The organism is Streptococcus parasanguinis (assembly GCF_009717775.1).
Lineage (GTDB): Bacteria > Bacillota > Bacilli > Lactobacillales > Streptococcaceae > Streptococcus > Streptococcus parasanguinis_AG.
This window is the reverse complement of record NZ_WMZF01000002.1, coordinates 271,050-296,746: the sequence shown is the minus strand read 5'-3', so window position 1 is coordinate 296,746 and position 25,697 is coordinate 271,050. Positions and strand designations below refer to the sequence as shown.

Sequence of the window (25,697 nt, the reverse complement as noted above, 5' to 3'; positions counted from 1 at the left end):
GGGCATATGCCCTTTTTCCCTATCCTTATGATTGTTGCAATACTTTCCGAGGCTTGGTTCCTTCAGCTGGTCCAATCACACCCGCTGCTTCCAACTCTTCCATGAGGCGAGTTGCCCGGTTAAAACCAACCGATAAGCGGCGCTGGATCATCGAAGCACTGGCTTTTTGGGTCTCGATGACGAGCGCTTTGGCCTCTTCAAAGAGAGGATCACCTTCATCAGAGCCACCCATACCACCATCAAAGTCTGACTCCGATACTTCACCTGGATCGAAGGCATCATCATAATCCGCTTCAGCTTGTTCTTTGACGAAGTTGACAATCCGCTCGACATCATCATCTGAGATAAAGGATCCTTGTAGACGGATCGGATGATTTTCATCAATCGGTTTAAAGAGCATATCCCCACGACCGAGCAATTTTTCTGCCCCATTTTCATCCAAGATAGTCCGTGAGTCGGTCCCAGATGATACCGCAAAAGCAACACGGGAAGGCACATTGGCCTTGATCAAACCTGAGATAACATCAACCGATGGCCGTTGGGTCGCGAGAATCATGTGGATCCCGGCTGCACGCGCCTTTTGTCCAAGGCGGATAATAGCATCTTCCACTTCTTTACTTGCGACCATCATCAAGTCTGCCAACTCGTCGACAATGACCACGATCAAAGGAAGTGGCACTTGCTTCATCTCAGACTGGGCATTGTACTCCGCCACCTTGGCATTAAAGCCAGCAATATTACGAGCACCCACTTTCGAGAAGAGCTCATAGCGATTTTCCATCTCATCAACGACCTTCTGCAGGGCTCGACTAGCCTTGCGTGGGTTGGTCACCACTGGGATCAAAAGGTGAGGAATATCATTGTAGACAGAAAGCTCCACCATCTTTGGATCGACCATCATAAACTTGACTTCGTCCGGACGGGCCTTCATCAAGATACTCGAAATAATCCCATTAACCGCTACTGACTTACCAGATCCGGTAGAACCCGCTACCAAGAGGTGGGGCATTCGAGCCAAATCAAAGGTCCGAGCTGAGCCATCTACAGCCTTCCCAAGAGGAATCTCAAGGAGTTTAGCTGGATCTGTTTTGGACTGCTCCCACAATTCACGGAAGGAAACGGTCGCAATCTCTGAGTTGGGCACTTCAATCCCGACCAGAGACTTCCCTGGAATCGGTGCTTCAATCCGCACATCCTTGGCTGCTAGGGCCAAAGCCAAATCATCTGCTAGATTGGAGATGCGGTTGACCCGCACACCGACAGCTGGCTTAACCTCATACTTGGTAACAGAAGGACCGATTTCCGCCCGCTCCACTGTCGCCTTGATATTGAAGCTTGCAAAGGTCTCTTCCAAAATACGGATATTCTGACGAACGATGTTTTTCTCTTTGGATTGATTTTTCGGCTTGTCAGGTGCGAAGAGATCAATCGTTGGAAGCTTGTACTGAAGGAGTTCCTTAGGTGTGAAATCCACTTGAACTTCTTCCCCATCGTCCTCGAATTCTTCGGCTTCCGGAAACTCTTCGTATGCTTCAGGATCTTCAGGCCATTCTTCATCTGGCAGGTAGATTTCTGGTGTTGCTGGTGCAACAATCTCAGCTTCTGGGAAGGACTCTGTAAACGGCTCTTCCGCCAACACCTCTCCCGTTTCAGGATCTACAGGGTGCCCTTCCATAGAAAGGGGAGTTGGAAGAACAGCTCTTGCTTCTTCTTGCTCTCTTTCAGCTGCAGCAGCTTCCTCGGCAACTCTTGCTTCCTTTTCAAGGAATTTCTGCTCGCGACGCTCTTTGCGTTTTTCCATAGAAGCATGGAAGGCTTCGGACCCCTTTTCAAACAAATCATAGATGGAGTAAGGACTCATCAAGAGGATCCCCAATCCGATAAAGAGAAGACCGATAAAATAAGAGCCAATATTTGAAAACAGGAAGGAAATCGGAGCATAAAGAAGGGCACCGATCATACCACCACCGGCAAAACTCTCCACTCGCAGATGAATCAAGTCTGCCATGATTCTTGAAAAAGTGACCTTGATTCCATTATTGTCTAAATGAAGGGAGGATACAAAGAAGGCCTGAAACATCAAAAGAACCCCAACAAAGAAGCTTAGGAATCCTGAAATCACCCCTTCGTGTTTATCCAGCCATTTAAAGGCATAAAGGTAGAAGAAGGTCGCTAAAATAGCCAAATAAGCCAAACTTCCGACAAAAAGACGGATCAAATTATAGGCTAAGACCCCTACTGCCCCCAATTTCAAGGCCGCAAAAATTAAGACCAGACTAATCAGAATGGTCGCAATCATGCGATGAATTGCTTTTTTTCTTTCTAATTCTGCTTTGGACAGTCGTCTTGTCGACCGTGTTTTTTTTGATTGATTATTGTTTGCCATAACCTTTATTATATCACATTTCCAAGCTAGTTCTCTAGTAAAATCTCTTCCATAAATTTGTAGCAGAAAGCAGAAAAACAGCACCGAGTGGGCACTGTTCTTTAGAGCTGTTTAGAACGATATTCAATGATGTTCAAATTCCAAAATGGTTCTTACTCAGATTTTTTATCCTCCGGTGTGATGGTATCTAGAACTTGGTCGAATTTTTGCTCTCTTTCCAAGTCATGATCCATTTGAATGATATCGATTTGATCTTGTAAATTTGTCTGTTGGACTTGTGGTTTATATAGTGAGGTAAATCCTACTCCAATCACCAGTAGATTCGCTCCAAGGACGCAAAGTCTTTTGACATGCCAAGCCATCGGCAAGGGAATTTTTGCTCCGAAACCTGATTTCTTGACCCAATCCGGATGGTCTCGCATCACGCGATTTGCTGCCATCAGAGGCTTCAAGTAGCCAAAGAGCGCAATGACCGTTGTCAAACCAATACCCCGAAAACGATTCTGATTGGACGGAGAAACATGGTTCACATCCATAAATACCATTCCCGTAATCACTAAAATAATGACCAGTAATAAGCCCAAAGATCTCCAAAGACCTTCTCTACGGTAGCATTTCAATTCATCAAACGACATCTCGTTAAAATTCTTATTCATTATTTAATAACTCCTTGTGTTTCTTCAAGTACCGCTTGCCATACCACTCTTCCAGTGATTTTCCTTCGAACTCGCGGTATTCCTCTGAATATTTATTTCGATAGTAACCATATAGTGAATGGGGCAAAAGTAATATAAAATACATACCCAAAAATATCACATTCATTAGAAATATCATACCAATCACTGATACTACACCTATAATATCGGTTCTAACTTCTCCGATTTGTGGAAAAAAGAATTTTAAAACCATCCAAATTGCAACAATTCCTCCAGCAAATCCTGTAACTAATTGAATTTGTTTAGATTGAGAACCATTATCAGTTTGTTTTTCATATAATCGAGTTCGAATTGAAGATATTCTTTTTCGAATAATCATCCCATCAATGATTCCAATTAGAGAATAAATTACAAGTAAACCAGGAATGGTTAAAGTTCTCCCAAAAGCACTAATAAAGAATAAATTAACAAACAATGTCATCCAAATTATATACAAGTTTCCATTTAGAATGCTAACATATGGAACTTTTGCAGTGTATTGTTTTCTACAATTGACTTTACTTATGGCATACCACAAAAAACCGCACAAGAAAAATAACCAGAATGGTAAAAAATTGATGCCCCAAGTTTTCACAGTCATGCCATTCTGTGGATATGCAATATTTGAATCGGTTATTGCAGATAGTCCAAACAGGAACAAAATCCCCAAAAATGAAAATAGTTTCCTAGCAATACTAAATGGCTTTGTGTAGATTTTGCGACTATTTGTGTCCTTGACCATATAATCGATAAAGCCATCATGACGTAGACGACGGCTTTCATAAAAATTAGCCTTAAAGATTGATTTTTTCATTCTTACCTTCCAATAACTCCTTATATTTTTTCAGGCTCTTTCAATTAATGTCTATTTCGAATTGGAGGATTTACAGATGACTGTCTTCATCCTTTAAGTATTGTTGAGCCTTTCGAACGATATAGAGCGACTCATCTTCTGAGACCAACTTGTGAAAGAGATCATTTGCTCTATGCTTATCTCCTTTGAGAGTAGCATTCAAGGCTTGGTAGTAGATGATTTCCAACTGCTGGTACTTGAAGTCATTGCTTAAGCCTTCGAAATAATCATTGCTTTGGTGCGCAATGGTTAAATCATAAAGAGCGAGACAGACCTCTTTTGTTTTCTCAGCCAGTATAGGGTCTGTAATGGTCAATCCATTTAACTGAGCCTCTAGCTCTTCTCTAGACAAATCAGGATCTGTAAGGACGATTGATCGCATGAGATAACTCTCAAAAAAGTTCTTATATTTCTGCGGTAGTTCCTTCTGACTGATTGCTTCTCTAGCTTCTTTTATGACAGTATCGAAATCTCCCATCATAAAAGAATAGGCGACCGATGTCAGCTTCATATCTATCTGTAAAATGGCTTTTTTCACATTCTTGTTCAACTGAAGGTATTGCTGCCAAAAAGCTAAATCTAAGTCTACATGGAGCAAGGTGCTGCACTTGTTGGTGTAGCTCTTCTTAAGCAATTGGATGAATAAAAACAAGCCTGCAAGGACCAATAAGAGACCAGCAGTCTGAAGAAGGGTATCTCTGACCACTAACCCAATGCAAACAATCAGAAGCATTGCCAACAAGCCCACAGATCTAATATAGAGTCTATAGTTTTTTCGTAGAGTTTTATAATCCAATTTGTATCCTCCTATTCATGATACGGTTTTTGAGGGAATTCGTTCATTTTCCAACAAAACAACTTATCTTCCATCATACCGGATTTTCTATCTCTACGCAACTTCCTTCTTAATTAGTGATTTATCAAGCATTGACAATCTTTAACCAACTTTAGAGAAGAGAGATTTCCGTCTAAATTTGAAAGTATCGCAAAATTAAGGTACAATAGAGAAAGACAACTATGTTGGAAAGGAAGAATATGAAAAAATTAATCGCACTACTATTATTTTCCGGCTTGGCTTTAACAGCTTGTTCGTCCAATAAGACAGACACTAACGCTTCAAGCTCAAGCAAAGAAAAGACAGAGCAGACAGCAACTTCTAGCTCTAGTGAAAAAGATCAAAAGAAAATTGAAGAAGAACAAAAGAAATTAGAACAACTGCGCAAAGATTTTAACGATGCCATGACCAATGAAAATGCCGTCTTCCCACAACTCTCAACTGATGTGGCTGAAGACGAAGCAGAGGTTAAAATCACAACAACTGAAGGCGATATCACTGTGAAGCTTTTCCCTAAATATGCGCCCCTTGCAGTTGAAAACTTCTTGACCCATGCAAAAGAAGGCTACTACAATGGCTTACTTTTCCACCGTGTCATTAACAACTTTATGATCCAAACTGGGGATCCTAAAGGAGACGGTACGGGTGGCGAATCTATCTGGAAGGGCAAAGACAAATCCAAAGATTCAGGTACTGGTTTTGAGAATGAGTATTCTCCATACCTTTACAACCTTCGTGGAGCCCTTGCCATGGCCAATTCTGGTCCAAATACCAATGGTAGTCAATTCTATATCAACCAAAATAAGGATGATATTTCAAGTAAACTTCCAACTGATCGTTTCCCGGCTAAGATCATCGATGCTTATAAAAATGGTGGAAATCCAACCCTCGATGGTGGTAACTACACTGTCTTTGGCCAAGTCATCGATGGCATGGATGTGGTGGATAAAATCGCCTCTGCCGAAACCGATGATAAGGACAAACCAAAAACAGATATCAAGATTGAAAAAATCGAGATCTTAAAAGACTACAATTTCAAGAAATAATGAAAAGAGAACCATGCGGTTCTCTTTTTGTCTTTAAGTCAATTCATTAAAGTCCCAGATTTGGTCCATCCAGCCTTCATAGAAGTCTGGCTCGTGGCAAACCATAAGGATCGATCCCTTGTATTCTTTCAGGGCCCGTTTCAATTCATCTTTAGCATCCACATCCAAGTGGTTGGTCGGTTCGTCCAAGACCAAGACATTGTTTTCACGATTCATCAAGAGACAGAAACGTACCTTGGCTTGCTCTCCACCGGATAAGACCTGGATTTGACTTTCGATATGCTTGGTGGTCAAGCCACAGCGGGCAAGGGCTGCACGGACCTCTGCTTGGTTGAGAGCCGGAAAGGCATTCCAGACTGCTTCAAGTGGCGTCTGACGATTGCCTCCTTCGACCTCTTGCTCGAAATAGCCAAGTTCTAGGTAATCTCCACGTTCTACTTCTCCAGCGATCGGTGGAATGATTCCTAGCAAGCTCTTCAAGAGAGTGGTTTTCCCGATCCCGTTGGCACCGATGATGGCTACCTTTTGATTGCGCTCAAACGTTAGGTTCAAAGGCTTGGTCAAAGGATGGTCATACCCAATCTGGAGATCCTTGGCCTGGAAGATAAAGCGTCCCGGAGTACGGGCATTTTTAAAGTCAAAGGATGGCTTTGGTTTCTCACTTTGCAGTTCAATGAGTTCCATCTTGTCCAGCTTTTTCTGACGAGACATGGCCATATTCCGTGTAGCTACACGCGCCTTATTACGGGCTACGAAATCTTTCAAATCAGCAATTTCTTTTTGCTGACGCTCATAAGCCGCTTCTAATTGCGACTTCTTCATTTCATAGACTTCAAGGAATTGGTAGTAGTCTCCTGAATAGCGGGTTAACTGCTGATTTTCCACATGGTAGACGATATTAATCACATCGTTCAAAAATGGAATATCGTGGGAAATGAGGACAAAGGCATTTTCATAATTTTGCAAATAGCGCTTGAGCCAATCAATGTGCTCTGAATCCAAGTAGTTGGTCGGCTCGTCTAGTAGCAAGATATCAGGTTTTTCAAGGAGGAGTTTGGCCAAGAGAACCTTGGTCCGTTGCCCACCTGACAAGGAGGTCACATCCGTCTCCATCCCAAAGTCCATGACCCCAAGAGCACGCGCCACTTCATCGATCTTGGCATCCAAGGTATAAAAATCACGGCTTTCTAGACGTTCTTGGAGTTCTCCAACCTCTTCCATGAGAGCATCGACATCAGCTCCCTCTTCTGCCATGGCCATATAGAGGTCATTGATCCGAGCTTCAGCTGTGAACAACTCATCAAAAGCCGTCCGCAAGACATCGCGCACCGTTTGTCCTTCTTTTAGGACAGCGTGTTGGTCCAGGTAACCAGCAGTCACATACTTAGACCACTCGACCTTTCCTTCGTCTGGCTGCATCTTACCGGTCACGATGCTCATGAAGGTCGATTTTCCTTCACCATTGGCCCCGACAAGGCCGATATGCTCTCCCTTTAGCAAACGGAAAGACACATCCTCAAAAATCGCACGGTCCCCAAAACCGTGACTCAAATTTTTCACTTCTAAAATACTCATGCTTGACTCTCTTTCATTGATTTCACTCGTATGATTATATCATCTTCACTACAAAATGAAAAGGGAGCCCAACTCCCTTTTCTTTTACAAACCTAAGTCTGCGTATGGTTTCCGGTAGCCCACTTGAACAACTTTTCCGTCTTTAACAAGCAGAGGCCGCTTGATCAGCATACCGTCTGAAGCAAGGAGATCCGCCGCTTCTTTCACTGTCAGTTGATCCACCTTATCTTTCAAACCGAGTTCCCGGTATTTCATTCCGCTAGTATTGAAGAAAGACTTGATCGGTAGGCCAGAAGCTGCCATCCAGTCTTGCAATTCTTGGCTAGTCGGTGTTTCTGTGACAATGTTTTGGATTTGAAACTCACATTGGAGACCGTCCAATTCTGATTTAGCCTTTCGACAGGTCGAACATTTTGGGTATTCAATAAAGGTATACATCGATTTTATTTCTCCTTCCAGGTAATTCCTTCATGGTGTAAGAGCCAGCGTTTGCGATCAAGTCCAGACGCATAGCCTGTTAGTTGTCCATCTTTTCCCATCACACGGTGACAAGGGACTAAGATCGTCAAGGGATTGCGTCCGACAGCCTGTCCCACGGCCTGGGCTGAACCACAAGAAAGATCCTGGGCCAGCTGGCCATAGGTCTTGGTCTCACCATATGGGATCTCTCGCAATAACTGCCACACCCGCTCTTGGAAGGCTGTCCCTTGCGGTGCTAGTGGAAAACTGATAGCGATTGGATCGCCCGCAAAATAGTGGTCCAACCACTCCTTCACCTTTTCATGGTAGGGATGGACCTGCTCCAGCGCCCCATAGGGATCAGGCGCCTCCTCTTTCGGATCATAAAAATCAAGCTCTACAAGGCCTTCTTCACTGACAATGATCGAAAGAAGCCCCATAGGGCTTTCATAAAATTGTTTAAGATAGAGAGTCATTGTAGGCCGCTTCTGCTCTTTGGTCCCAGCGGTCTTCTTCTGAGACCACTTGGAATAGACTAGTTTCTGCTTTTCGTTTGATCTTTTGATAAGCCAGACGGACGCCATCAATAGGGACCTTCCCACAATAATGGTAGCCCAATTTTTCAAGCAAATGTTGCATGACCAGATTATCTGGGTGCGTATCGCAACGGAAATCCGGTCCTTTTTCCCCTTCGATTAAACCTTGAAGGAAGGTCTGAGCCACCCCTTTGCCAGCAGCTTCTTTGGCTACAGCGACACGGTGAAAAGTGACATACATATAGTTGTCATGCTCCCACTTGCCATCATAAATCTCATTGTAAGCCGCTTCATTTCCCTTGTAGACAGTTGCATAGGCGACAACTTCCTGATCTTCAACGGCCACATAGCCACGACTTTCTAGAATATCCTCAAAAATGATCTCTTCATTTGGATAGCCATCCTGCCACTGATCGACCTGTCTTTGAGCCAGGCTTTCCTTGGCATCTTGGATGATTTCCATAATTCGCTTAATCTCGTTGGGATAAGCCATTCTAATTTCCATCCTGCTTCCAACCTTTCCTAGTCTTGATGGTAACGAGCATAGAGCTCACTCTTTTGCAGGCCGTATTGTTTGGCGACCTGTTTAATTGCTTGATTTTTCTTCATGCCCTCTTGGACCAAGGTATCTATCTCTTGGATCAAGTCGACCTCTTCTAGGTCTAGCTCTTCTTCCTTGGCTCCTTCGACGATCAAGAGGCACTCCCCTTTGAGGGGATTTTCTTCAAGAAATGCGACTAACTCAGAAATACTACCACGAGTATATTCCTCGTAGATCTTGGTTAATTCACGAACCAGGACGACAGGACGATCCCCATAGACAGCCAACATATTCTCTAGGGTTGCCTTCACTCGATGGGGCGATTCATAAAAGATCTGAGTCTCCGGATAGGCCACTTTTTCTTGGAAAAAGGCCTTCTGTTGCCCCTCTTTGCGAGGCAGAAATCCATAAAAAATATGAGGTTGAGGGGCTAGGCCACTGGCAATCAAACCAGTTATACCTGCACTAGGACCAGGAACAGCTACGACAGGAATCTCGCGTTCAATCGCTGCCTTGACCAAATCATGACCAGGGTCAGAAATACTAGGGAGTCCTGCATCTGAGACTTGTGCCACATCCTTTCCGGATTCTAAATGGGCGATCAGATCAGGAATTTTCTCCATGGCATTGTGCTCATGAAAGCTAGTCTGGGGTGTCGTAATCTCAAAATGCTTGAGCAAGAGGCCTGTATTTCTAGTATCCTCAGCTGCGATCAAGTCCACATCCTTTAAGGTCTGGACCATGCGGCAACTCATATCTTCACGATTACCGATCGGTGTCGGAACCAGGTAAAGCACCCCTGTTTTCTTTTCCCCTTTAAAACTTCGTTGGATCTGCATGCTTACTCCCTAAATAACAACTCGTCACAAAACATACACTCTTCATCGTTCTCACGGCGTTGACCGTAGGAATAAGTGCAGATATGAAAACCGTCGTTGTAAATACGTTGCAAATTTTCACGACCATGGTGTTGTGACTTTGCGGATGAAGTCTTCTCAACTTCCCCCAAACGCTCTCTCAATTTATCATTTTCTAAACGAAGAGCTGTATTTTCTTCGATGACTTGTTTCAAATTTTTCTTGATGGCTTCGACTTCAGCCAAGGTGACCAACAAATTCTGAGAGAAGCCGTCTAAAGCATCAAATAATTCTTTTTTATTCATTCTGACTCCTTAACTTTCTAAGCTCAAAACCATATATTCTAGAGCATTTTGAAAAGAAACATTGGCCTTCCACATCCTGCGAGCAAGACTCAATTTCTCAAGCAACTGCTGGGATCTACTCAAGCGCAACTGCTCTTCTAAAGCCAACTCCACCAAACGAAAGGCCTGGTTTTGTTTTTCCTTATCATCTGCTAGGCTCACTAAGCGGGTCACTTCCAAATAAGCACGATTCAAATTGGATTGACAACGTTCGATGAACTGATCACAAACTTTAGCCAACTCAAAAAACGTAGCATTCTTTTTTTGCTGCTCTGCCTCTTCGAGACTAAAACTAAAACGAGCTACTAAATTTGCCTGTGATTTGATCAAGCCTTCTTTTTCTAGCAGTTCGGTTAGGTAGGCTTGCTTTTTAGGAAAATGGACCTGCTGGGCCCGACTCTTGATGGTCGGTAAGATCAAGTTTTCATCAGATGTCAACAAGAAGAGATAGATCTCACTCTGGGGTTCTTCCATGACTTTTAAGAGAGAGTTGGCCGCATTGGTGTGCATCTTATCCGCATCTTGGACGATAAAGACCTGCCGGCTTCCTTCAAATCCTGATTGAGAAAAGTCTTGAACCAGCGAGCGAATGCGGTCCGTCTTAATGATCTGGTTGACTGGACGCACGATTTTCACGTCTGAGAATTCTTCTTCAGCAATCAAGCGGCAGGAACGGCATTTGCCACAAGGCCAGACTCCCTGCAAATCTTCGCAAAATTGACTTTGAGCTAGCAAGAGGGCCATCTCAAAACTGGCAAAAGAACCCGTAAAGAGATAAGCATGACTGAGCTGTTTGTGTTCCAAGATCTGGGTGAAGCGCTCCACCAATTCTGGCTGGAGCTGTTGGATCTCTTCTAGCTTCATTTCAATATCCCCAAGCGATTTTCTAAAACAGCCAAGACATCCGCAAAGACTGCTTCAAAGGATTGACTGGCATCGATTTTCACAATGCGCTCTGGTTCCTTTTCGTACAAGGCCAAATAACCTTGTCTGACTTTTTGGTGAAGCTCCAAACCTTCCAAATCCAAACGATTGACTTCCCGCTCTTGGTTTTTGGCAATTCGAGCGAGCCCTTCTTCGACATCCAGATCAAAGTAAAGGGTGAGATCTGGTTTAAGACCATCTGTCGCAAATTGATTGAGCCACTCGATATCTTCCACACTCAGACCGCGACCATACCCTTGATAAGCGACCGAGCTATCAATAAAGCGGTCCATCAAGACGATCTTCCCAGCTGCTAGGGCTGGCAAGACACGTTCCACCAAATGCTGCCGGCGACTAGCAATATAGAGCAACAACTCGGTCTTGGCATCCATACTAGTATGGTCTGGATCTAAAATGACTTGGCGGATCTTTTCTGCAATGTCTACACCGCCTGGTTCACGGGTTGTAATAAAAGGAATTCCTTTTTCTTCAAGTAGAGGCAAAACGGCTTCTAGGACCGATGATTTCCCCGCTCCTTCTGGACCTTCAAATGAAATTAATGTACCGTTTACCATAGTATCCTCTTTCTAGTTTTCTTCTTTTTATTTTACCAAAAATAAGGGTAAAAATCTTGTATTTTAGGAGAGAAAATTTTTCAAAGTCATTTTCATTTTTTCACTTTTTTGTTACAATGTTCTTATAAAGTTTTAGGAGACAACCTATCATGTTTAAATTTAAAGATATTCTGGCTATCATCTTGGGGGCCGGCATTTTTTCGTTTGGGATCTATTTTTTAGTCATTCCTTTTCACTTCTATGAAGGAGGAGCGACAGGGATTACCTTGATCACCTATTACCTCTTCAAAATCCCCGTATCCATCATGAACTTGCTAATCAATATCCCTCTTTTCATTCTGGCTTGGAAACTGCTGGGCAAGAAATCTCTTTACCTGAGCTTACTGGGGACTTTCTCGGTTTCCGCTTGGATGGCGATTTTTGAAGCCATACCCCTCAGCCACCGCTACCATCACTTTATCTTTACAGCCTTTAAAGGAGATATTCTGCTTGCCTGTATCGCCTCAGGGGTTGTCCTTGGTTTAGGTCTAGGGATTATCTTCAATGCCGGTGGAACTACTGGAGGAACAGATATCCTCGCTCGCATCTTTAACAAATACACTTCCCTCAGTATGGGAAAACTCATGTTGATTGTAGATGCCATTGTTCTGATAACTGTTGTCGTTGTCTTCCAAGATGTCCGTACGGCTATGTATACCCTCTTCTTTATCCTGATTGACACCCTTGTGATCGACTTGATTGGAGAAGGTGGTTTTGCTGGAAAAGGCTTCCTTATCGTCACCTCTAAACCAGAAGAAATTGCCCAAAAAGTATCCGACGATCTGGGTCGCGGGATTACCTTTATCCGCGGGATGGGCTATTACAGCCGTAAGGACTTAGATATCGTCTACTGTGTCGTTTCACGGAATGAGATGAAACAAATGAAAGACATCATCAATCAGATCGATCCATTCGCCTTCATCACCATTTCTGAAGCCCATGAAATTCTCGGCGAAGGCTTCACTTTAGATAAAGAAAAACAACCCATTAACCGTTAATAGAAAAATCAGACTGGATTGTCATCCAGCCTGATTTTTTATTAAATTGCTTTTGCGGTTGTTCGAGTGATTTCATCAACTTTCAAACCGTTGGCTTCAAATTTACTACGGATTCCTTCTAGATCTGTCACCCCATCAATTTGAACTTCGATAACGACACGATCGTCTTTGGTTGGGATATTGACTGTATTGGCGATGTTATACCCCTCTTCTACAATCAAGTGAATGATTTGTTCTAAAACGCCAACCTTATCTTCAGTCACAAAGCGAACACGAACTCCTTCTTCTCCATAGCCCGATACTTCAAGGAAGGCACGGAAAATATCACGGTCTGTGATGACACCGGATACTTGGTCATTGTCCACGACTGGAAGAATTCCCACCTTGTTCTTATACATGAGGTAGGTAGCATCTTCTAAGCTCGCAAATTTAGAGACGGTAATGACATCGCGAAGCATGACATCTTTAACCTTGGTCTTGTTCAACAGATAGTTCATCTCGAAAATAGACAAGCTTGTTGCTTTAGATGGACTTGCTTCTGCAATCGTACCTTCTGTCACCAAACCAACCAATTTATCATTTTCAATGACTGGCAAACGGTGCAAACCTTGTTCGCGCATCAAATCTGCCGCGTGGGCAATTGTAGTATCTGGACTAATGTAAACCACTTTACGTGTCATAAAATCTTTAACAGCCATAACAAGTTCTCCTATGCTTTTACTAGTTTTATTATACTTGATTTTTAGTATGATTTCAAACGCTTTCAGCAGTTTTCTCTTGTTTTCAAAATTTAGAAAAATCAAACACACGTACCTTTTTATTCAACATTTAAATCTTGCAAACTAATCTTAGTCACTAGTAACCGATTTATTAGAAAATAAGGAAAGTACAAATACCACAATAGATAATAATAAGAATGCACCCCAAGCAAACTGAAAGTTCCAAATGGATAAACTTGTAAACAAAATAGTTGCTAATGGCATTGATAATACTGATATAACCTTAAAAAAACTACTAGTTTGTGCAAGAATTTCCGGTGGAAGTTTTGCCATTAATAGACTATTTAATTTGGGATTTACCTTACTACTAAGATACATCATGAATGCCAACACACTAAAGGAAATAATTTCCAAACCATTTATCCAACCACATATTCCTATTAAAATTAATAATCCACTATCTATTTGAAGTATTTTAATAAGTGAAAGCTTAGAAAAATAATCATTAGGGGTCATTCCACCAATTAGGGCTGAAACAAATAATATTGTTTGAAGTAAAAACACCGACTGAGCAAAAGATAAACCAAAGGGAGTTATTTCTGTAAATTTCAAATTGTACATTATTAAAATAGCACTGCCTAGCGAATTTAATCCTAAAATTGAAAAAATCATTAGACCAAAACGTACTTTCTCTTGATATTTAAATATACTTTTACTATTTTTGTAAAGGTTCTTAATTTGTGAGATAAACCCATTTTCTGGTGAATAATTAACTTCTGGATGTGTCAATTGTCTTTGGATTTTTAGCAACACCATCGATGATAATAAGAAACTTATAGCATTTATTGTAGCTAAAAAGAAGAAATTATTATGAGAAATCGTTAGTAACCAAACTCCCAAAGTTTGACCAGAAATCAAAGTTATTTGACTAATTACTTGATCAAAAGAGTACGCTTCCATCAGTTCTTCTTCAGGAATGTGGGACTGAAACATAGGTAACACTAGGCCTCTTCTGTACTCTGCAATACAATCTGATAGGATGTTAATGAAACATACAATTGAGAAAACTAGCCATGAACTTTCTTTCGATAAGAACGCAACCATAATAAATAATATTGCTTGTATATATCCTAATAATAGCAACCACAATTTCTTATTCTTTGTTTTGTCAGCCTGCATTGCAATAAAAAGAGCAAAAATCGTTGGAATATATTGTATAAAACTCGCTACACCAACCGCCAATTTACTATTCTCCATACTTGCTGCAAAAACTACAAAAACAAGATTATAAATAGTTGACCCTAAATCATCAAAGAAACTAGACAACACTAGATTCCTAAAAAATATATTTCTAAAAAAGACTTTCATCTGCAATACCTTCCTAGTAGATACTTAATAGACATGACTTAAATTCTAATAAAAATATTTATTATTAGAATCATTTTATTCTTCTATATGAATTAACAAAATATCGAAGAATTTAATTGTTATATCTAAATATAGTTTACTACTAAATTTTAAATATTTAACAGAGTTTCAAATATGAAATATCCTATCTCATACATCTAATCTTTTGCCTAATTTATATGTATTCCAAACTGGTCCAATTTCACCTCTAAAATATTAATCAGTTGACTATCACCAACAACTCGAAGAGACTCTATAAATTGTTTAATTTCCTTTTTAGAATTTTTTGACTTTAAATAACCATTTACTAATTTTAAAAATTTTAACAACATGATTTCTAGCATATCATATGGGAAAAGAAGCTTTTCTAGCTCGAGTATAAACAATGGAACTTGAGTATCAATTTTTCTTAAAATTAATTCACCAATTAAATTTATGTACGTTAATTTTAAAGAACTTAAATTGTGTTTAAGAAAATTATAATCTTTAGTCCTTTCCGCAAGCTGATCTCCAAAAAATAATAGATCTTCATCTGAAATTAAAGTCATTGTATTTCCAAATACATATAATTCAAACCATGTCCAAGATTCAATTGAAAATAGATAATCTACCAATACTTTTCTATCTTCTATATTTATTTCATAGTTTTGATCTAATGAATGTATCGCATTTTCAATAATGAATGACTGAATTCTTTGATATCGATCCGTCTCTTCACTCTGTAATACTTCGGTTAATAGAGACTCTAATCCTTTAATATCCTGTTTCAAAAATAAAGTGGAGATCTTCTTACCTAAAATAATATCTTTAGGTAATTCATAATTATTTAATTTATGGCCAAACTCTTCAAAAGTCATGTGGATTGATTCTATCGCTATTAATAATTTATCAGCACTTAACATCGTTTGCCCATTTTCAAATTTAGACAATTGTGCTATGCTCAATCCTTTCCTAGCAACATCCTTTTGTTTTAAGCCTCTGGCAATTCTTAGTTCCTTATATAATTCACCCAATTGAATTTTTCGATCTATATGCATAACTTATAATCCATTTCAGTCATTAGTAATTACGTTTATTTTACCAAATTAATAAAGGAAATTATATATTTTAAATTATTTTACTAAGAAAAAATCTCAGCCAGTAAAAATGAAAAAAGAAAGGCCTTCAGGACCTTTCTTTCGAATATTGTAAAACCATCTTTCCTATAATATAAGATTAATAATTCTTCATAATAGAAATTATGCTATTTTTTGAATCATTTGGGAGTATATTGAAACTTTCCGCCGTGAGAAAAGTGCTAGAAACATTAATGTTTCTAGTACTCGGGAGTTTTGAGACCTTAGGCTCAAAACTAAGTCATGGAACTTCTTCGAAGTTCGCTGACGTCCATACTCACCTAAGGAAAGTTTCTAAATTATCTTTGTCAGCAATCCGAAGAAAGGTTTAGCTAACTTTTCCTTTCAAACAAACTTTAGAAAACTTATCCACCAAGGTAAGCCTTGCGGACTTCTTCTGAGGCTAAGAGTTCTTTTCCTGTTCCAGTAAGAACGACTTTCCCTGTTTCCAAAACATAACCGCGGTCTGCGATGGCAAGAGCCTTGTTGGCATTTTGCTCGATCAAGAGAACAGTTGTCCCTTGTTTTTGGATATCTTGGATGATATCAAAGATTTCTTGGATAAAGATTGGGGCCAATCCCATTGAAGGTTCATCCAGAAGCAAGAGTTTTGGCGTCGACATAAGTGCACGACCCATTGCAAGCATTTGTTGTTCCCCACCAGATAGGGTTGCTGCATCTTGGTTCTTCCGTTCTTCCAAACGTGGGAAACGGGAGAAGACTTTCTTCAAGTTAGCTTGGTTTTCTTCTCGATCTTTCTTCAAGAAAGCTCCCATCTCCAAGTTTTCCATAACAGTTAAGCCTGGAAAGACGTGGCGGCCTTCTGGAACTTGAGAGAGTCCTGCTGCTACAATCTTTTGAGCAGGAACCTTTTGAATCTCCTGACCCAAAAACTCGATTTTCCCAGCACTTGGACGCACCAAACCTGAAATGGTACGAAGAATAGATGTTTTCCCAGCACCGTTAGCACCGATAAGAGAAACAACTTCCCCTTCATTTACCTCGAAACTGACATCACGGACAGCCTGGATCATGCCATAGTGTACAGAAAGATTTTCAACTTTTAACATAGACATTAGGCTTCACCTCCTAGATATGCTTCGATTACGCGTTTGTTGTTCTTGATTTCATCTGGCGTTCCATGAGCAATCAAGCGACCATATTCCAATACATAGATCCGTTCCGTTACTTCCATGACCAAACTCATATCGTGCTCGATCAGCATAATCGTAATATTGAATTCTTTTTGAATGCGACGGATCAATTGGGTCAATTCTGCTGTTTCTTGAGGGTTCATCCCTGCAGCAGGTTCATCCAAGAAGAGGATTTTTGGCTCTGTAGCAAGGGCACGAACGATCTCCAAGTGACGTTGTTGTCCGTAAGCTAAGTTTTTGGCCAAGGTATCTGCTTCTTTTTCCAAACCAAAAATGGCTAACAATTCAAGAGCTTTCGCTTTCAAAGCTTCTTCATTCTTGTAATAGCTTGGCAAGCGGAAAAGACTCGCAAAGACATGTGGTTTGTGGTGATTGGCAAAGGCAATCAAAACATTGTCCAACACGCTCAAATCTTTAAAGAGACGAATATTTTGGAAAGTACGTCCCAGACCACCTGCAGCGATTTTATAAGGTGCTTTACCATTTAGGAGCTGACCATCTAAGGTAATGGTCCCTTCACTTGGTTCATATACCCCTGTTAGTAGGTTGAAGAGGGTTGTTTTACCGGCACCGTTGGGGCCGATCAAACCAACCAATTCTCCTTCATTGAGTTCCATGGTCACATCCCCAACGGCTGTCAAACCACCAAAGTTTTTTGTTAAGTTTTTTACTTCAAGAAGTGCCATTAGTTAGCCTCCTTTTTTGAGAGTAGTTTTTTCAAGCTGAATTCCCATGTTCCAAGAAGACCACCTGGACGGAAGATCATCACGAGAATCAAAGCCAATGAGTAAATGATCATACGTACACTTGAGAAGTCTTGAAGCACCATGTTCAAGATACCCAAGACGATGGCTGCCACAACTGTTCCTGACATTGATCCCAAACCACCAAATACGACAATGATCAAGACATTAATAGTATTGGTGAAAGAGTAATCTTTAGGGACAACAGAGCCGATAAAGCCGGCTTGGAGAGATCCAGCAATCGCCGCTGTGATCGCACCAAATACAAAGGCGATGACTTTGACCTTGGTCGTATTGATCCCAACAGATTCTGCCGCGATTTCATCTTCACGAACAGAAAGGGTAGAGCGTCCAATTGGACTGCGTAAGAAGTTAATCGTAAAGATCGTTGTAATTACAACAAAGAGGTAAACCAATTGCCAAGTTGTAAAGGCTGGCAAACCAAGGATCCCAGCAGCACCATTTGTTAGAGTACCACCATTAACGATCAAGATCCGGATGATTTCAGAAACCCCAAGTGTCGCAATCGCGAGATAGTCCCCTTTCAAACGAAGGGTTGGAACCCCAACGATCAAGGCAACGACACCAGCAATCAAAGCACCTAAAACCATCGCGCCAAAGAAAGCCCCATAGGTTGGTGATTTGGAACCAAGAATGGCTGCAGAGTAAGCACCAATCGCCATAAATCCGGCATGGCCGAGTGAGAATTGACCTGAGAAACCAACAATGAGGTTCAAGCCAACTGCAAGGATAATATTAATTCCAATTTGTTCTAAAATTTGGATATAGAAGAGGTTGAGCACACCCGCTGCAACCAAGACTTGGATCAAGGCAAAACCTGCGACCAAAAGACCAAGCCAGACTAAATTCACTTTTAAATTTTGTTTCATGGCTTACACCTTCTCTTTCACATTTTTACCGAGGATACCTGCTGGACGGATGAGCAAGATCACAATCAAGATGGCATACACAATGGCATCACGGAAGTCTGAAAGACCGATCGCTGTAGCGAAGGTTTCCAACAAACCGATAACAAATCCACCTAGGGCAGCACCTGGAATGATTCCGATTCCTCCAAGAACGGCTGCGACAAATGCTTTGATCCCTGGTGTCATCCCCATCAGAGGCTCGATCGAGTTGTAATACAAACCAATCAAGACACCACCAGCACCTGCCAAGGCAGATCCCAAAGCAAAGGTAAAACTGATCGTACGGTTTACGTTAATCCCCATCAATTGAGCAGCATCACTATCGACAGATACAGCCCGCATGGCTTTCCCCATCTTTGTCTTTTGAATAATAAATTGAAGAGCGACCATCAAGAAAACAGACACTCCCAAGATCATCAACTGAATATTGGAGATTGAAATAGGACCGAAGTTGTAACGAACCGTTTTAATCACTTGCGGGAAGGAACGGGTATTGGCCCCTACGAAGAAGACCATCCCATATTCTAGCAAGAAAGAAACCCCGATGGCTGTGATCAAGGCTGCAATCCGAGTCGAATGACGAAGCGGACGATAAGCCAGGTATTCAATTACAACCCCTAAAATAGCCGTCCCAACCATGGCTAGGAGCAAGGCTACAAAGAAGTTCACTTTCCACGAGTTCAATAAGAAATATCCCATAAAGGCACCTACCATGTAGATATCTCCATGGGCAAAGTTGATCAATTTGATAATTCCATACACCATGGTATAACCAAGGGCCAAGAGTGCATAGACACTTCCCAAGATTAGACCGTTCACTAATTGCTGGAGCATTTGAACCATCCTTTCTAACAATAAAGAGCGAGGCCAGGAATTTTCATTCTCCCAGCCTCTTGTACAAACAACAAATGATAATTATGGTTTAACAGACTCAACTGATTTGACTTTACCATCTTTCAAGCCAATCATAAGAGCTGATTTAACCGGGTTGTGGTTCTTGTCAATTGACATTGTACCAGTCACACCTTCCAAGTCTTTCAACTTCGCAAGGTTATCTTTCAATTCGACAGAGTTCTTAGCACCTTTAGATGCTTCTGCAACCATGTAAACTGAATCATAAGCCAAAGCTGCGAACATTGAAGGTTCTTCATTGTATTTCGCTTTGTAAGCTTCTACGAATTTCTTGGCTTTATCAGTCATTTCACCTTCAGTAGAGAATCCAGCTACGTAGTAGATGTCTGTAGCTGCAGCAGGTGTTGCTTGTTCAACGAACTTAGCATCGCTAAATCCATCACCACCAATGATTGGTTGTTTGATTCCCATACCACGCGCTTGGTTTACGATTTTACCAGTTTCTGTGTAGTAACCTGGAAGAACAATCGCATCGAAGTCTTTATCTTTGATTTTTGTAAGGGCAGCTTGGAAGTCTGTATCCTTAGATTGGAAGGTTTCAGTTGCTACGATTTCACCTTTGTAAGATTTCTTGAAGGCTTCAGCAATCCCTTTCGCATAGTCAGATGAGTTATCGTAGTAAAGAACGACTTTCTTCGCTTTCAAGTTATCAGTTGTGTATTTGGCAATGATTTTTCCTTGGAAGCTATCGATGAAGGTTGCACGGAAAAGGTAATCTTGACCTTTTGTCAAATCATCTTGAGTTGCAGATGGTGTAACCAATGGCACACCTGCTTTACCAGCATTGGCAACGGCTGCTGCAGTAGCACCTGAAGTTGCAGGTCCAACAAGAGCGTTCACTTTTGATTGAGTGACAAGGTTTGTAGTGACTGTAGCTGCTTCAGCTGTTTCAGACTTGTTATCTTTATCTGTGACAACGATCTTTTTGCCATCAGCTCCACCCTTAGCGTTGATTTCATCAACGGCCAATTGAGCACCTTTTTGTTCAGCGCTACCGTAGGCTGCTACTTCACCAGTTTTTTCAAAGTTAAAACCGACTTTTAGTTCCTTGCCGATTTCGTTACCAGTTGTGTTTGAACCAGAAGTAGAAACTTCACCACAAGCAGCAAGAAGAGCGACACTTGCAATGGTTAAAAATGAAAGAGCAAATTTTTTCTTCATTTGTAATGATCTCCTTAAATGAATCTTAAATTAAATACATTAAGAATATACCGAATTATCTGACAATTGTCAATAAAAAAAGCACAATCCATCAAATGATTGCGTTTTCTAAACTTCTGTGACCACAGATGGGGTCTCCAATCGTTGCAAACTCCCCACAAAATCTGTATCTAAATCTTTGAGATGGCAAGGCAAGACCTTTTTGACATAACGTTCTTTCTTTAAGTCTTCCATGACTTGATCGGCCTTGTCGCTGTCCACATACAATTGGACATAACGGCATTTCTTAGAATGGTACAAGACATCTCCGACAGATTGTAATTTTTTCCCGTCTCGATTGTAATACAATTTTACAATCAAGCCTGTTCTTTCTTGTTTCTCAAACATGGTCAATCCCTTTCTCGTTCTGTTACTAGTATATCAAATTTCAAGAAAAAGAACTACTCTTTTATGAGAGCAAAAAAGAGAGTGGGACAGAAATCGGTAATTCCTTAGAATTCGATTTCGTCGTCCCACCTCCGCACAGTTGAGTAGGGCTGTAAAAGCTGATGAAATCAGCGTAGTAGAGCCCACTCAACCACTGCGTTTTGCTCGACAATCCAAAAATAATTGAGAGGCTAGGACTTTTGTCCCAGCCTCTTGACGAGCCTTCCTACAGGATGGTTTAACCCAATTTATTATTGGCCATGATTTCATCAATAAAGCCATATTCAAGCGTTTCTTGTGCGCTCATCCAATTATCACGTTCCGCATCAGCATGCACTTTTTCAATGGATTGACCTGAATTTTCCGCAAGGATTTTTTCCAAGTTATTCCGTGTTTTGAGCAAGTGTTCTGCTGCAATCGCCATATCGGTTTGTTGGGTACCACCACCAGTTCCACCCATTGGTTGGTGAATCATGTACTCAGCGTTTGGCAACATGAAGCGTTTGCCCTTCGCACCGCTTGAAGCGATGATAGTTCCCATAGAAGCTGCCATCCCCATAACAATGGTTTGGACATCTGACTTGATAAAGTTCATAGTATCTACAATGGCAAGACCTGCTGAGACAGAGCCACCTGGGGTATTGATATACATATAGATATCTTTTGTATTATCTTGGGCATCCAAGAAGAGCAATTGAGCGATAATGGAGTTAGCCATTTGGTCCTCAACTGGTCCTGTTACCATGATAATTCGATCTTTCAACAGACGGGAATAAATATCGTAAGAACGTTCTCCACGACTGGTTTGTTCAATAACTACTGGAATCATCTATTCTTCTCCTTTAGTATCCATTCATTCTCACGATTCGTGAGGTTCAAAGTATATGTGCTATTATAAACCAATGGTCAAAAAAGGTCAAATCTTAAGCAACTTTCGGACGAATCATGAATGGTTTCTTATTTGGTACCGAATAAACGGTCACCTGCATCTCCAAGACCAGGAACAATGTAGCCATGTTCATTCAAATGATCATCGAGGGCTGCTGTAAAGATATCAACATCTGGGTGAGCTTCTTGAAGAGCTTTCACTCCTTCTGGCGCTGATACCAAGCAGACAAATTTAATATGGCTAGCGCCACGTTTTTTCAAGGAATCAATCGCTAGAATAGCGGATCCACCCGTAGCAAGCATCGGGTCTACTACAAAGATACGACGTTGATCAATATCTTCTGGCAATTTCACCAAGTATTCAACTGGTTTCAAGGTTTCTTCATCACGGTACATCCCGATATGGCCAACCTTAGCAGCTGGTACCAAACTCAAGAGACCATCAACCATCCCAATCCCTGCACGAAGAATTGGGACAATAGCCAACTTCTTCCCTGCGATTTGTTTTTGAACCGTTTTAGTAATAGGAGTTTCAATCTCAACATCTTCAAGAGGCAATTCACGCAACACTTCATAGCCCATCAACATAGCAATCTCATCTACCAATTCACGAAAGGCCTTCGTAGAGGTATCTGTACGACGAAGAATAGACAATTTGTGTTGAATCAGTGGATGTGTAATAACTTCTAATTTTCCCATTTTGAGATCCTTCTTTCTAAGCTGTTATTATTCAAAAAAGAGCTATGATAAAAGTGGAGTCAAACTCTACTCTTTCTTTCAGTCCCTCTTTGATACTCACAGCACATGGAAATCTTCATTTCCAACTTTACATTCTTCTTATTATACCAAATTTTACAAAAAAAAGAGAGCCCTTACACTTAATTTTTTGAGTTCGGACTCACTCTTTCTATCAATCAATTACAACCATTCTTTGTACTTCTTAATATAGATACGTTTGACAACCGTCACACTAAGCATATAGAGGACGATAATAGCAAACAATAGAACAAAGTACAATCCATTTAGTTGGCTCAACTTCAAGATAGAAGCCAAAGGACTATATGGAAGGGAGGTTACAAAGAAGGCTGCTGCTAGAGTCGTCACCACGACTGAGAAGGCTGGACGACTTTGGATAAATGGAAGTTTTGGTGAACGCAACATATGAATAACCATGGTTTGAGACCACATAGATTCAATAAACCATCCAGTTTGGAACACCATGATAAAGGCTGCTGCATCTGCTGCTCCATGGTTGTAGCCATGACCTAAAATCATTGGGACAACAAGGAAATAAAGAAGCATGTAGGTAATAATATCAAATACTGATGAAATTGGACCAATCCAGGCCATAAAGCGCATGATAGAGTTTGCTTCCCAGATACGAGGTTTCTTGAGGAATTCCTTGTCGACATTGTCAAAAGGAAGGGCGATACAAGAAAGATCATAGATAAGATTGAGCACAATCAAATGAACGGGAGCCATTGGAAGAAAAGGCAAAAAGATACTGGCAAAGAGCAGAGAAAAGATGTTCCCGAAGTTAGAAGAGACCGTCATCTTGATATACTTGGTCATATTGGCATAGACCTTGCGACCTTCAACCAAACCTTTTTCAAGGACCATCAAGTCCTTATCCAGAAGGATGACATCTGCCGTTTCCTTGGCGATATCCACAGCGGTATCCACGGAGATCCCAACGTCTGAGACCTTCATGGATGGAGCATCGTTGATCCCATCTCCCATGTAACCCACCTTGTGGCCATTGTTCTTGAGGCAGAGGATGATCCGCGCTTTTTGATCGGGTGATAATTTGGCAAAGACCGTTGTTGTTTCCACAACTTGTGCTAACTCTTGGTCAGTCATCGTATCGATTTCGCTTCCCAAAAGAATCCGCTCGACATCTAGTCCTACTTTTTCACAGACAGCTTGGGTGACCTTTTCATTGTCCCCAGTTAAGATCTTGGTGGTTACCCCATATTCTGCAAGAGCTTTGATTGCTGGAGCTGCAGAAGGTTTTGGTGGATCAAGAAAGGCAAGGTAACCGGTTAGGATCATGTCTCGTTCATCTTCAACACTAAAGATGTCATTTTCGTCCAAGTCGGTTTTGTAGCTGACGCCCAAAACACGAAGACCTTGTTCATTTAACTGAGCAACTTCAGCGAGGACCTCTTGACGGACTTCATCTGTCAGGCGTTTAATCTCCCCCTTGTACTCAACATAATTCGATACAGAAAGCATTTCTTCCAAGGCACCCTTGGTCACCATGCTGACCACACCGTCTTCGTCTTTGACAATGACACTCATGCGACGACGTTCAAAATCAAAGGGCAATTCATCAATCTTATGGAAGGTTTGATCCAGATCGCGAACAATCTCATGTTTCTTGGCTTCTTTCTGGGTCCGATTGATAATCGCTCGGTCCATCAAATTTTTTAGCCCGGTTTGGAAATAGGAATTCAAGTAAGCCCGACGAAGAACTGATAGATCCAATTCGCCATGGATATCAAGCGGATACTCCAAAACGATTTCATCTTGAGTCAAGGTACCTGTCTTATCTGTACACAAAATATCAATAGCCCCAAGGTCTTGGATGGCATTGAGTTTTTTGATAACGACTTTTTCTTTTGCCATGATGATGGAGCCTTTAGCAAGACTCGCTGTAATAATCATCGGCAGCATTTCCGGAGTCAAACCAACCCCAACGCTGAGGGCAAAGACACCCGCTTCTAACCAGTCACCATCTGTGAGACCATTGATCACAAAGACAACGGGCACCATCACTAACATGAGCCGAATCAAGAGCCAAGAGATGGTATTCATTTCTCTCTCAAATGAGGTTGGTTCGTCATAGGTGTTGATGGTTTGCTCAATAGCACCCATCATGGTTTCATCCCCCACGACCAAGACCAAGGCTGTCGCCCGTCCGGAGATGACATTGGTTCCCATAAAGGCCAAGCTTTCACTCTCCAAGAGACTATCTAGATTCTGACTGTCGGCTTTTCTGAGACAAACCTTTTCAACAGCATCACTTTCCCCTGTGAGACCAGATTGTTGGACAAAGAAGTCACGGGAATCAATCAAGACCACATCTGCTGGGATCATGTCGCCAGCACTCAGTTTGATCACATCTCCTACGACGATTTCATTGATCGGAATTTCTTGTTCCGACCCATCACGCAGAACGGTCGCTGTATTGACTATCATACGTGATAGGTTGCTGGCAGCTTTATCACTCCGCAATTCTTGAATGAAGCGGATCCCACCTGAGATCAAGACCAAGATCACAATGATGATAGAGGTCGTTGGATCCTGTTCACCTGGTTTTGCTAGCCAGACATTAGTGATGAAGGAAACCAGCGCAATGACCAACAAAATCACCGTAAAAGGATTGATAATCGATTCATAGATCTTTTTGATCATGGAATCTTCTTGACCTTTTGTGATGACATTTTCGCCATAAATATCGCGGTTTTCTTCTACTTGATCGTCAACTAAACCAAGGGCACTGGTTTTGTAGTCGGCAAAGGTGCTTTCAAGTGGTTCTTGAAGGGCAGCAATGAGTCTTTCTTTATTTGTTTGCATT

Annotated in this window: 26 protein-coding genes; 2 read left to right on the top strand and 24 right to left on the bottom strand. The window is 41.3% G+C overall.

What is annotated here, in order from left to right; translation table 11 throughout:
• Positions 1-25: 25 nt before the first annotated feature.
• The 4 genes from GMC92_RS05605 to GMC92_RS05590 form a co-directional block, all read right to left on the bottom strand.
• The gene (locus tag GMC92_RS05605; protein ID WP_065426834.1) at positions 26-2,386 is read right to left on the bottom strand and encodes a DNA translocase FtsK; all 2,361 of its coding nucleotides are present in this window, start codon (positions 2,384-2,386) and stop codon (positions 26-28) included.
• 152 nt (positions 2,387-2,538) lie between these two features.
• Positions 2,539-3,042, bottom strand: a complete 504-nt coding sequence (locus GMC92_RS05600) for a hypothetical protein (RefSeq protein WP_155199949.1) — start codon at positions 3,040-3,042, stop codon at positions 2,539-2,541.
• Complete coding sequence (locus tag GMC92_RS05595) at positions 3,035-3,895, bottom strand: ABC transporter ATP-binding protein (protein ID WP_155199948.1); 861 nt, start codon at positions 3,893-3,895, stop codon at positions 3,035-3,037. The genes GMC92_RS05600 and GMC92_RS05595 overlap by 8 nt, the downstream gene beginning before the upstream one ends.
• A 70-nt stretch (positions 3,896-3,965) precedes the next feature.
• Positions 3,966-4,730: a hypothetical protein gene (locus GMC92_RS05590; RefSeq protein ID WP_173019409.1), complete on the bottom strand. Its 765-nt coding sequence runs from the start codon at positions 4,728-4,730 to the stop codon at positions 3,966-3,968.
• Positions 4,731-4,969: 239 nt separating this feature from the next.
• Here GMC92_RS05590 and GMC92_RS05585 point away from each other — a divergent pair, with 239 nt between their 5' ends.
• On the top strand, positions 4,970-5,815 hold the full coding sequence (locus GMC92_RS05585) for a peptidylprolyl isomerase (RefSeq protein ID WP_155199947.1): 846 nt from the start codon (positions 4,970-4,972) through the stop codon (positions 5,813-5,815).
• A gap of 33 nt (positions 5,816-5,848) precedes the next feature.
• Here the strand turns inward: GMC92_RS05585 and GMC92_RS05580 are convergent, their stop codons facing one another.
• The 8 genes from GMC92_RS05580 to tmk all read right to left on the bottom strand — a co-directional run bounded on the left by GMC92_RS05580 (position 5,849) and on the right by tmk (position 11,626).
• Positions 5,849-7,390 (bottom strand): ABC-F family ATP-binding cassette domain-containing protein, encoded by a 1,542-nt coding sequence (locus GMC92_RS05580; RefSeq protein WP_155199946.1) that lies wholly within the window; start codon positions 7,388-7,390, stop codon positions 5,849-5,851.
• Between the two features lie 84 nt (positions 7,391-7,474).
• On the bottom strand, positions 7,475-7,828 hold the full coding sequence (locus GMC92_RS05575) for an arsenate reductase family protein (protein WP_155199945.1): 354 nt from the start codon (positions 7,826-7,828) through the stop codon (positions 7,475-7,477).
• Positions 7,829-7,833: 5 nt separating this feature from the next.
• Positions 7,834-8,325: a methylated-DNA--[protein]-cysteine S-methyltransferase gene (locus GMC92_RS05570; RefSeq protein ID WP_155199944.1), complete on the bottom strand. Its 492-nt coding sequence runs from the start codon at positions 8,323-8,325 to the stop codon at positions 7,834-7,836.
• A complete protein-coding gene (locus GMC92_RS05565; RefSeq protein ID WP_155199943.1) occupies positions 8,309-8,890 on the bottom strand; it encodes a GNAT family N-acetyltransferase in 582 nt (193 codons plus the stop codon). Before GMC92_RS05565 ends, GMC92_RS05570 begins: the two co-directional genes overlap by 17 nt.
• A 17-nt stretch (positions 8,891-8,907) precedes the next feature.
• Positions 8,908-9,765: a 16S rRNA (cytidine(1402)-2'-O)-methyltransferase gene (gene rsmI / locus GMC92_RS05560; protein WP_155199942.1), complete on the bottom strand. Its 858-nt coding sequence runs from the start codon at positions 9,763-9,765 to the stop codon at positions 8,908-8,910.
• 2 nt (positions 9,766-9,767) lie between these two features.
• Positions 9,768-10,088, bottom strand: a complete 321-nt coding sequence (gene yabA / locus GMC92_RS05555) for a DNA replication initiation control protein YabA (RefSeq protein ID WP_003005416.1) — start codon at positions 10,086-10,088, stop codon at positions 9,768-9,770.
• A gap of 9 nt (positions 10,089-10,097) precedes the next feature.
• On the bottom strand, positions 10,098-10,991 hold the full coding sequence (locus GMC92_RS05550; RefSeq protein WP_155199941.1) for a DNA polymerase III subunit delta': 894 nt from the start codon (positions 10,989-10,991) through the stop codon (positions 10,098-10,100).
• Positions 10,988-11,626, bottom strand: coding sequence for a dTMP kinase (tmk, locus tag GMC92_RS05545; RefSeq protein ID WP_049472085.1), 639 nt, complete (start codon positions 11,624-11,626; stop codon positions 10,988-10,990). The genes GMC92_RS05550 and tmk overlap by 4 nt, the downstream gene beginning before the upstream one ends.
• A 149-nt stretch (positions 11,627-11,775) precedes the next feature.
• Here tmk and GMC92_RS05540 point away from each other — a divergent pair, with 149 nt between their 5' ends.
• Positions 11,776-12,663 carry a YitT family protein gene (locus GMC92_RS05540; RefSeq protein WP_023918800.1) on the top strand — a complete coding sequence of 296 codons (888 nt, stop codon included), beginning with the start codon at positions 11,776-11,778 and terminating at the stop codon, positions 12,661-12,663.
• A 41-nt stretch (positions 12,664-12,704) separates the two neighbouring features.
• Here GMC92_RS05540 and GMC92_RS05535 read toward each other — a convergent pair whose 3' ends face one another.
• From GMC92_RS05535 to mgtA, 12 genes are all read right to left on the bottom strand, one after another.
• A complete protein-coding gene (locus GMC92_RS05535; protein WP_003005183.1) occupies positions 12,705-13,361 on the bottom strand; it encodes a CBS domain-containing protein in 657 nt (218 codons plus the stop codon).
• Positions 13,362-13,511: 150 nt separating this feature from the next.
• Complete coding sequence (locus tag GMC92_RS05530; protein ID WP_155199940.1) at positions 13,512-14,750, bottom strand: MFS transporter; 1,239 nt, start codon at positions 14,748-14,750, stop codon at positions 13,512-13,514.
• Between the two features lie 209 nt (positions 14,751-14,959).
• Positions 14,960-15,826, bottom strand: a complete 867-nt coding sequence (locus tag GMC92_RS05525; protein WP_155199939.1) for an Rgg/GadR/MutR family transcriptional regulator — start codon at positions 15,824-15,826, stop codon at positions 14,960-14,962.
• Positions 15,827-16,269: 443 nt separating this feature from the next.
• On the bottom strand, positions 16,270-16,980 hold the full coding sequence (locus GMC92_RS05520) for an ABC transporter ATP-binding protein (RefSeq protein ID WP_003005434.1): 711 nt from the start codon (positions 16,978-16,980) through the stop codon (positions 16,270-16,272).
• Positions 16,980-17,744 (bottom strand): ABC transporter ATP-binding protein, encoded by a 765-nt coding sequence (locus GMC92_RS05515; protein WP_049491216.1) that lies wholly within the window; start codon positions 17,742-17,744, stop codon positions 16,980-16,982. Before GMC92_RS05515 ends, GMC92_RS05520 begins: the two co-directional genes overlap by 1 nt.
• Positions 17,744-18,691, bottom strand: a complete 948-nt coding sequence (locus GMC92_RS05510) for a branched-chain amino acid ABC transporter permease (RefSeq protein ID WP_003008278.1) — start codon at positions 18,689-18,691, stop codon at positions 17,744-17,746. Before GMC92_RS05510 ends, GMC92_RS05515 begins: the two co-directional genes overlap by 1 nt.
• 3 nt (positions 18,692-18,694) lie before the next feature.
• Entirely contained in the window at positions 18,695-19,564 is an 870-nt protein-coding gene (locus GMC92_RS05505; protein WP_021153669.1) for a branched-chain amino acid ABC transporter permease, read from the bottom strand.
• Between the two features lie 81 nt (positions 19,565-19,645).
• Entirely contained in the window at positions 19,646-20,803 is a 1,158-nt protein-coding gene (locus tag GMC92_RS05500) for an ABC transporter substrate-binding protein (RefSeq protein WP_023918808.1), read from the bottom strand.
• 108 nt (positions 20,804-20,911) lie between these two features.
• On the bottom strand, positions 20,912-21,190 hold the full coding sequence (locus GMC92_RS05495) for a DUF2129 domain-containing protein (RefSeq protein WP_023918810.1): 279 nt from the start codon (positions 21,188-21,190) through the stop codon (positions 20,912-20,914).
• A gap of 277 nt (positions 21,191-21,467) precedes the next feature.
• Positions 21,468-22,058, bottom strand: a complete 591-nt coding sequence (gene clpP, locus GMC92_RS05485) for an ATP-dependent Clp protease proteolytic subunit ClpP (protein WP_021153673.1) — start codon at positions 22,056-22,058, stop codon at positions 21,468-21,470.
• 128 nt (positions 22,059-22,186) lie between these two features.
• Positions 22,187-22,816, bottom strand: a complete 630-nt coding sequence (upp, locus tag GMC92_RS05480) for a uracil phosphoribosyltransferase (protein ID WP_003005574.1) — start codon at positions 22,814-22,816, stop codon at positions 22,187-22,189.
• Positions 22,817-23,035: 219 nt separating this feature from the next.
• Positions 23,036-25,696, bottom strand: coding sequence for a magnesium-translocating P-type ATPase (mgtA, locus tag GMC92_RS05475; protein WP_070588766.1), 2,661 nt, complete (start codon positions 25,694-25,696; stop codon positions 23,036-23,038).
• Position 25,697 lies beyond the last annotated feature (1 nt).

Coding starts and splice junctions, on each gene's coding strand:
- GMC92_RS05605 (WP_065426834.1), bottom strand. CDS start 2,386: ATGGCAAACAATAATCAATCAAAAAAAACACGGTCGACAAGACGACTG.
- GMC92_RS05600 (WP_155199949.1), bottom strand. CDS start 3,042: ATGAATAAGAATTTTAACGAGATGTCGTTTGATGAATTGAAATGCTAC.
- GMC92_RS05595 (WP_155199948.1), bottom strand. CDS start 3,895: ATGAAAAAATCAATCTTTAAGGCTAATTTTTATGAAAGCCGTCGTCTA.
- GMC92_RS05585 (WP_155199947.1), top strand. CDS start 4,970: ATGAAAAAATTAATCGCACTACTATTATTTTCCGGCTTGGCTTTAACA.
- GMC92_RS05580 (WP_155199946.1), bottom strand. CDS start 7,390: ATGAGTATTTTAGAAGTGAAAAATTTGAGTCACGGTTTTGGGGACCGT.
- GMC92_RS05575 (WP_155199945.1), bottom strand. CDS start 7,828: ATGTATACCTTTATTGAATACCCAAAATGTTCGACCTGTCGAAAGGCT.
- GMC92_RS05570 (WP_155199944.1), bottom strand. CDS start 8,325: ATGACTCTCTATCTTAAACAATTTTATGAAAGCCCTATGGGGCTTCTT.
- GMC92_RS05565 (WP_155199943.1), bottom strand. CDS start 8,890: ATGGAAATTAGAATGGCTTATCCCAACGAGATTAAGCGAATTATGGAA.
- rsmI (WP_155199942.1), bottom strand. CDS start 9,765: ATGCAGATCCAACGAAGTTTTAAAGGGGAAAAGAAAACAGGGGTGCTT.
- yabA (WP_003005416.1), bottom strand. CDS start 10,088: ATGAATAAAAAAGAATTATTTGATGCTTTAGACGGCTTCTCTCAGAAT.
- GMC92_RS05550 (WP_155199941.1), bottom strand. CDS start 10,991: ATGAAGCTAGAAGAGATCCAACAGCTCCAGCCAGAATTGGTGGAGCGC.
- tmk (WP_049472085.1), bottom strand. CDS start 11,626: ATGGTAAACGGTACATTAATTTCATTTGAAGGTCCAGAAGGAGCGGGG.
- GMC92_RS05540 (WP_023918800.1), top strand. CDS start 11,776: ATGTTTAAATTTAAAGATATTCTGGCTATCATCTTGGGGGCCGGCATT.
- GMC92_RS05535 (WP_003005183.1), bottom strand. CDS start 13,361: ATGGCTGTTAAAGATTTTATGACACGTAAAGTGGTTTACATTAGTCCA.
- GMC92_RS05530 (WP_155199940.1), bottom strand. CDS start 14,750: ATGAAAGTCTTTTTTAGAAATATATTTTTTAGGAATCTAGTGTTGTCT.
- GMC92_RS05525 (WP_155199939.1), bottom strand. CDS start 15,826: ATGCATATAGATCGAAAAATTCAATTGGGTGAATTATATAAGGAACTA.
- GMC92_RS05520 (WP_003005434.1), bottom strand. CDS start 16,980: ATGTCTATGTTAAAAGTTGAAAATCTTTCTGTACACTATGGCATGATC.
- GMC92_RS05515 (WP_049491216.1), bottom strand. CDS start 17,744: ATGGCACTTCTTGAAGTAAAAAACTTAACAAAAAACTTTGGTGGTTTG.
- GMC92_RS05510 (WP_003008278.1), bottom strand. CDS start 18,691: ATGAAACAAAATTTAAAAGTGAATTTAGTCTGGCTTGGTCTTTTGGTC.
- GMC92_RS05505 (WP_021153669.1), bottom strand. CDS start 19,564: ATGCTCCAGCAATTAGTGAACGGTCTAATCTTGGGAAGTGTCTATGCA.
- GMC92_RS05500 (WP_023918808.1), bottom strand. CDS start 20,803: ATGAAGAAAAAATTTGCTCTTTCATTTTTAACCATTGCAAGTGTCGCT.
- GMC92_RS05495 (WP_023918810.1), bottom strand. CDS start 21,190: ATGTTTGAGAAACAAGAAAGAACAGGCTTGATTGTAAAATTGTATTAC.
- clpP (WP_021153673.1), bottom strand. CDS start 22,058: ATGATTCCAGTAGTTATTGAACAAACCAGTCGTGGAGAACGTTCTTAC.
- upp (WP_003005574.1), bottom strand. CDS start 22,816: ATGGGAAAATTAGAAGTTATTACACATCCACTGATTCAACACAAATTG.
- mgtA (WP_070588766.1), bottom strand. CDS start 25,696: ATGCAAACAAATAAAGAAAGACTCATTGCTGCCCTTCAAGAACCACTT.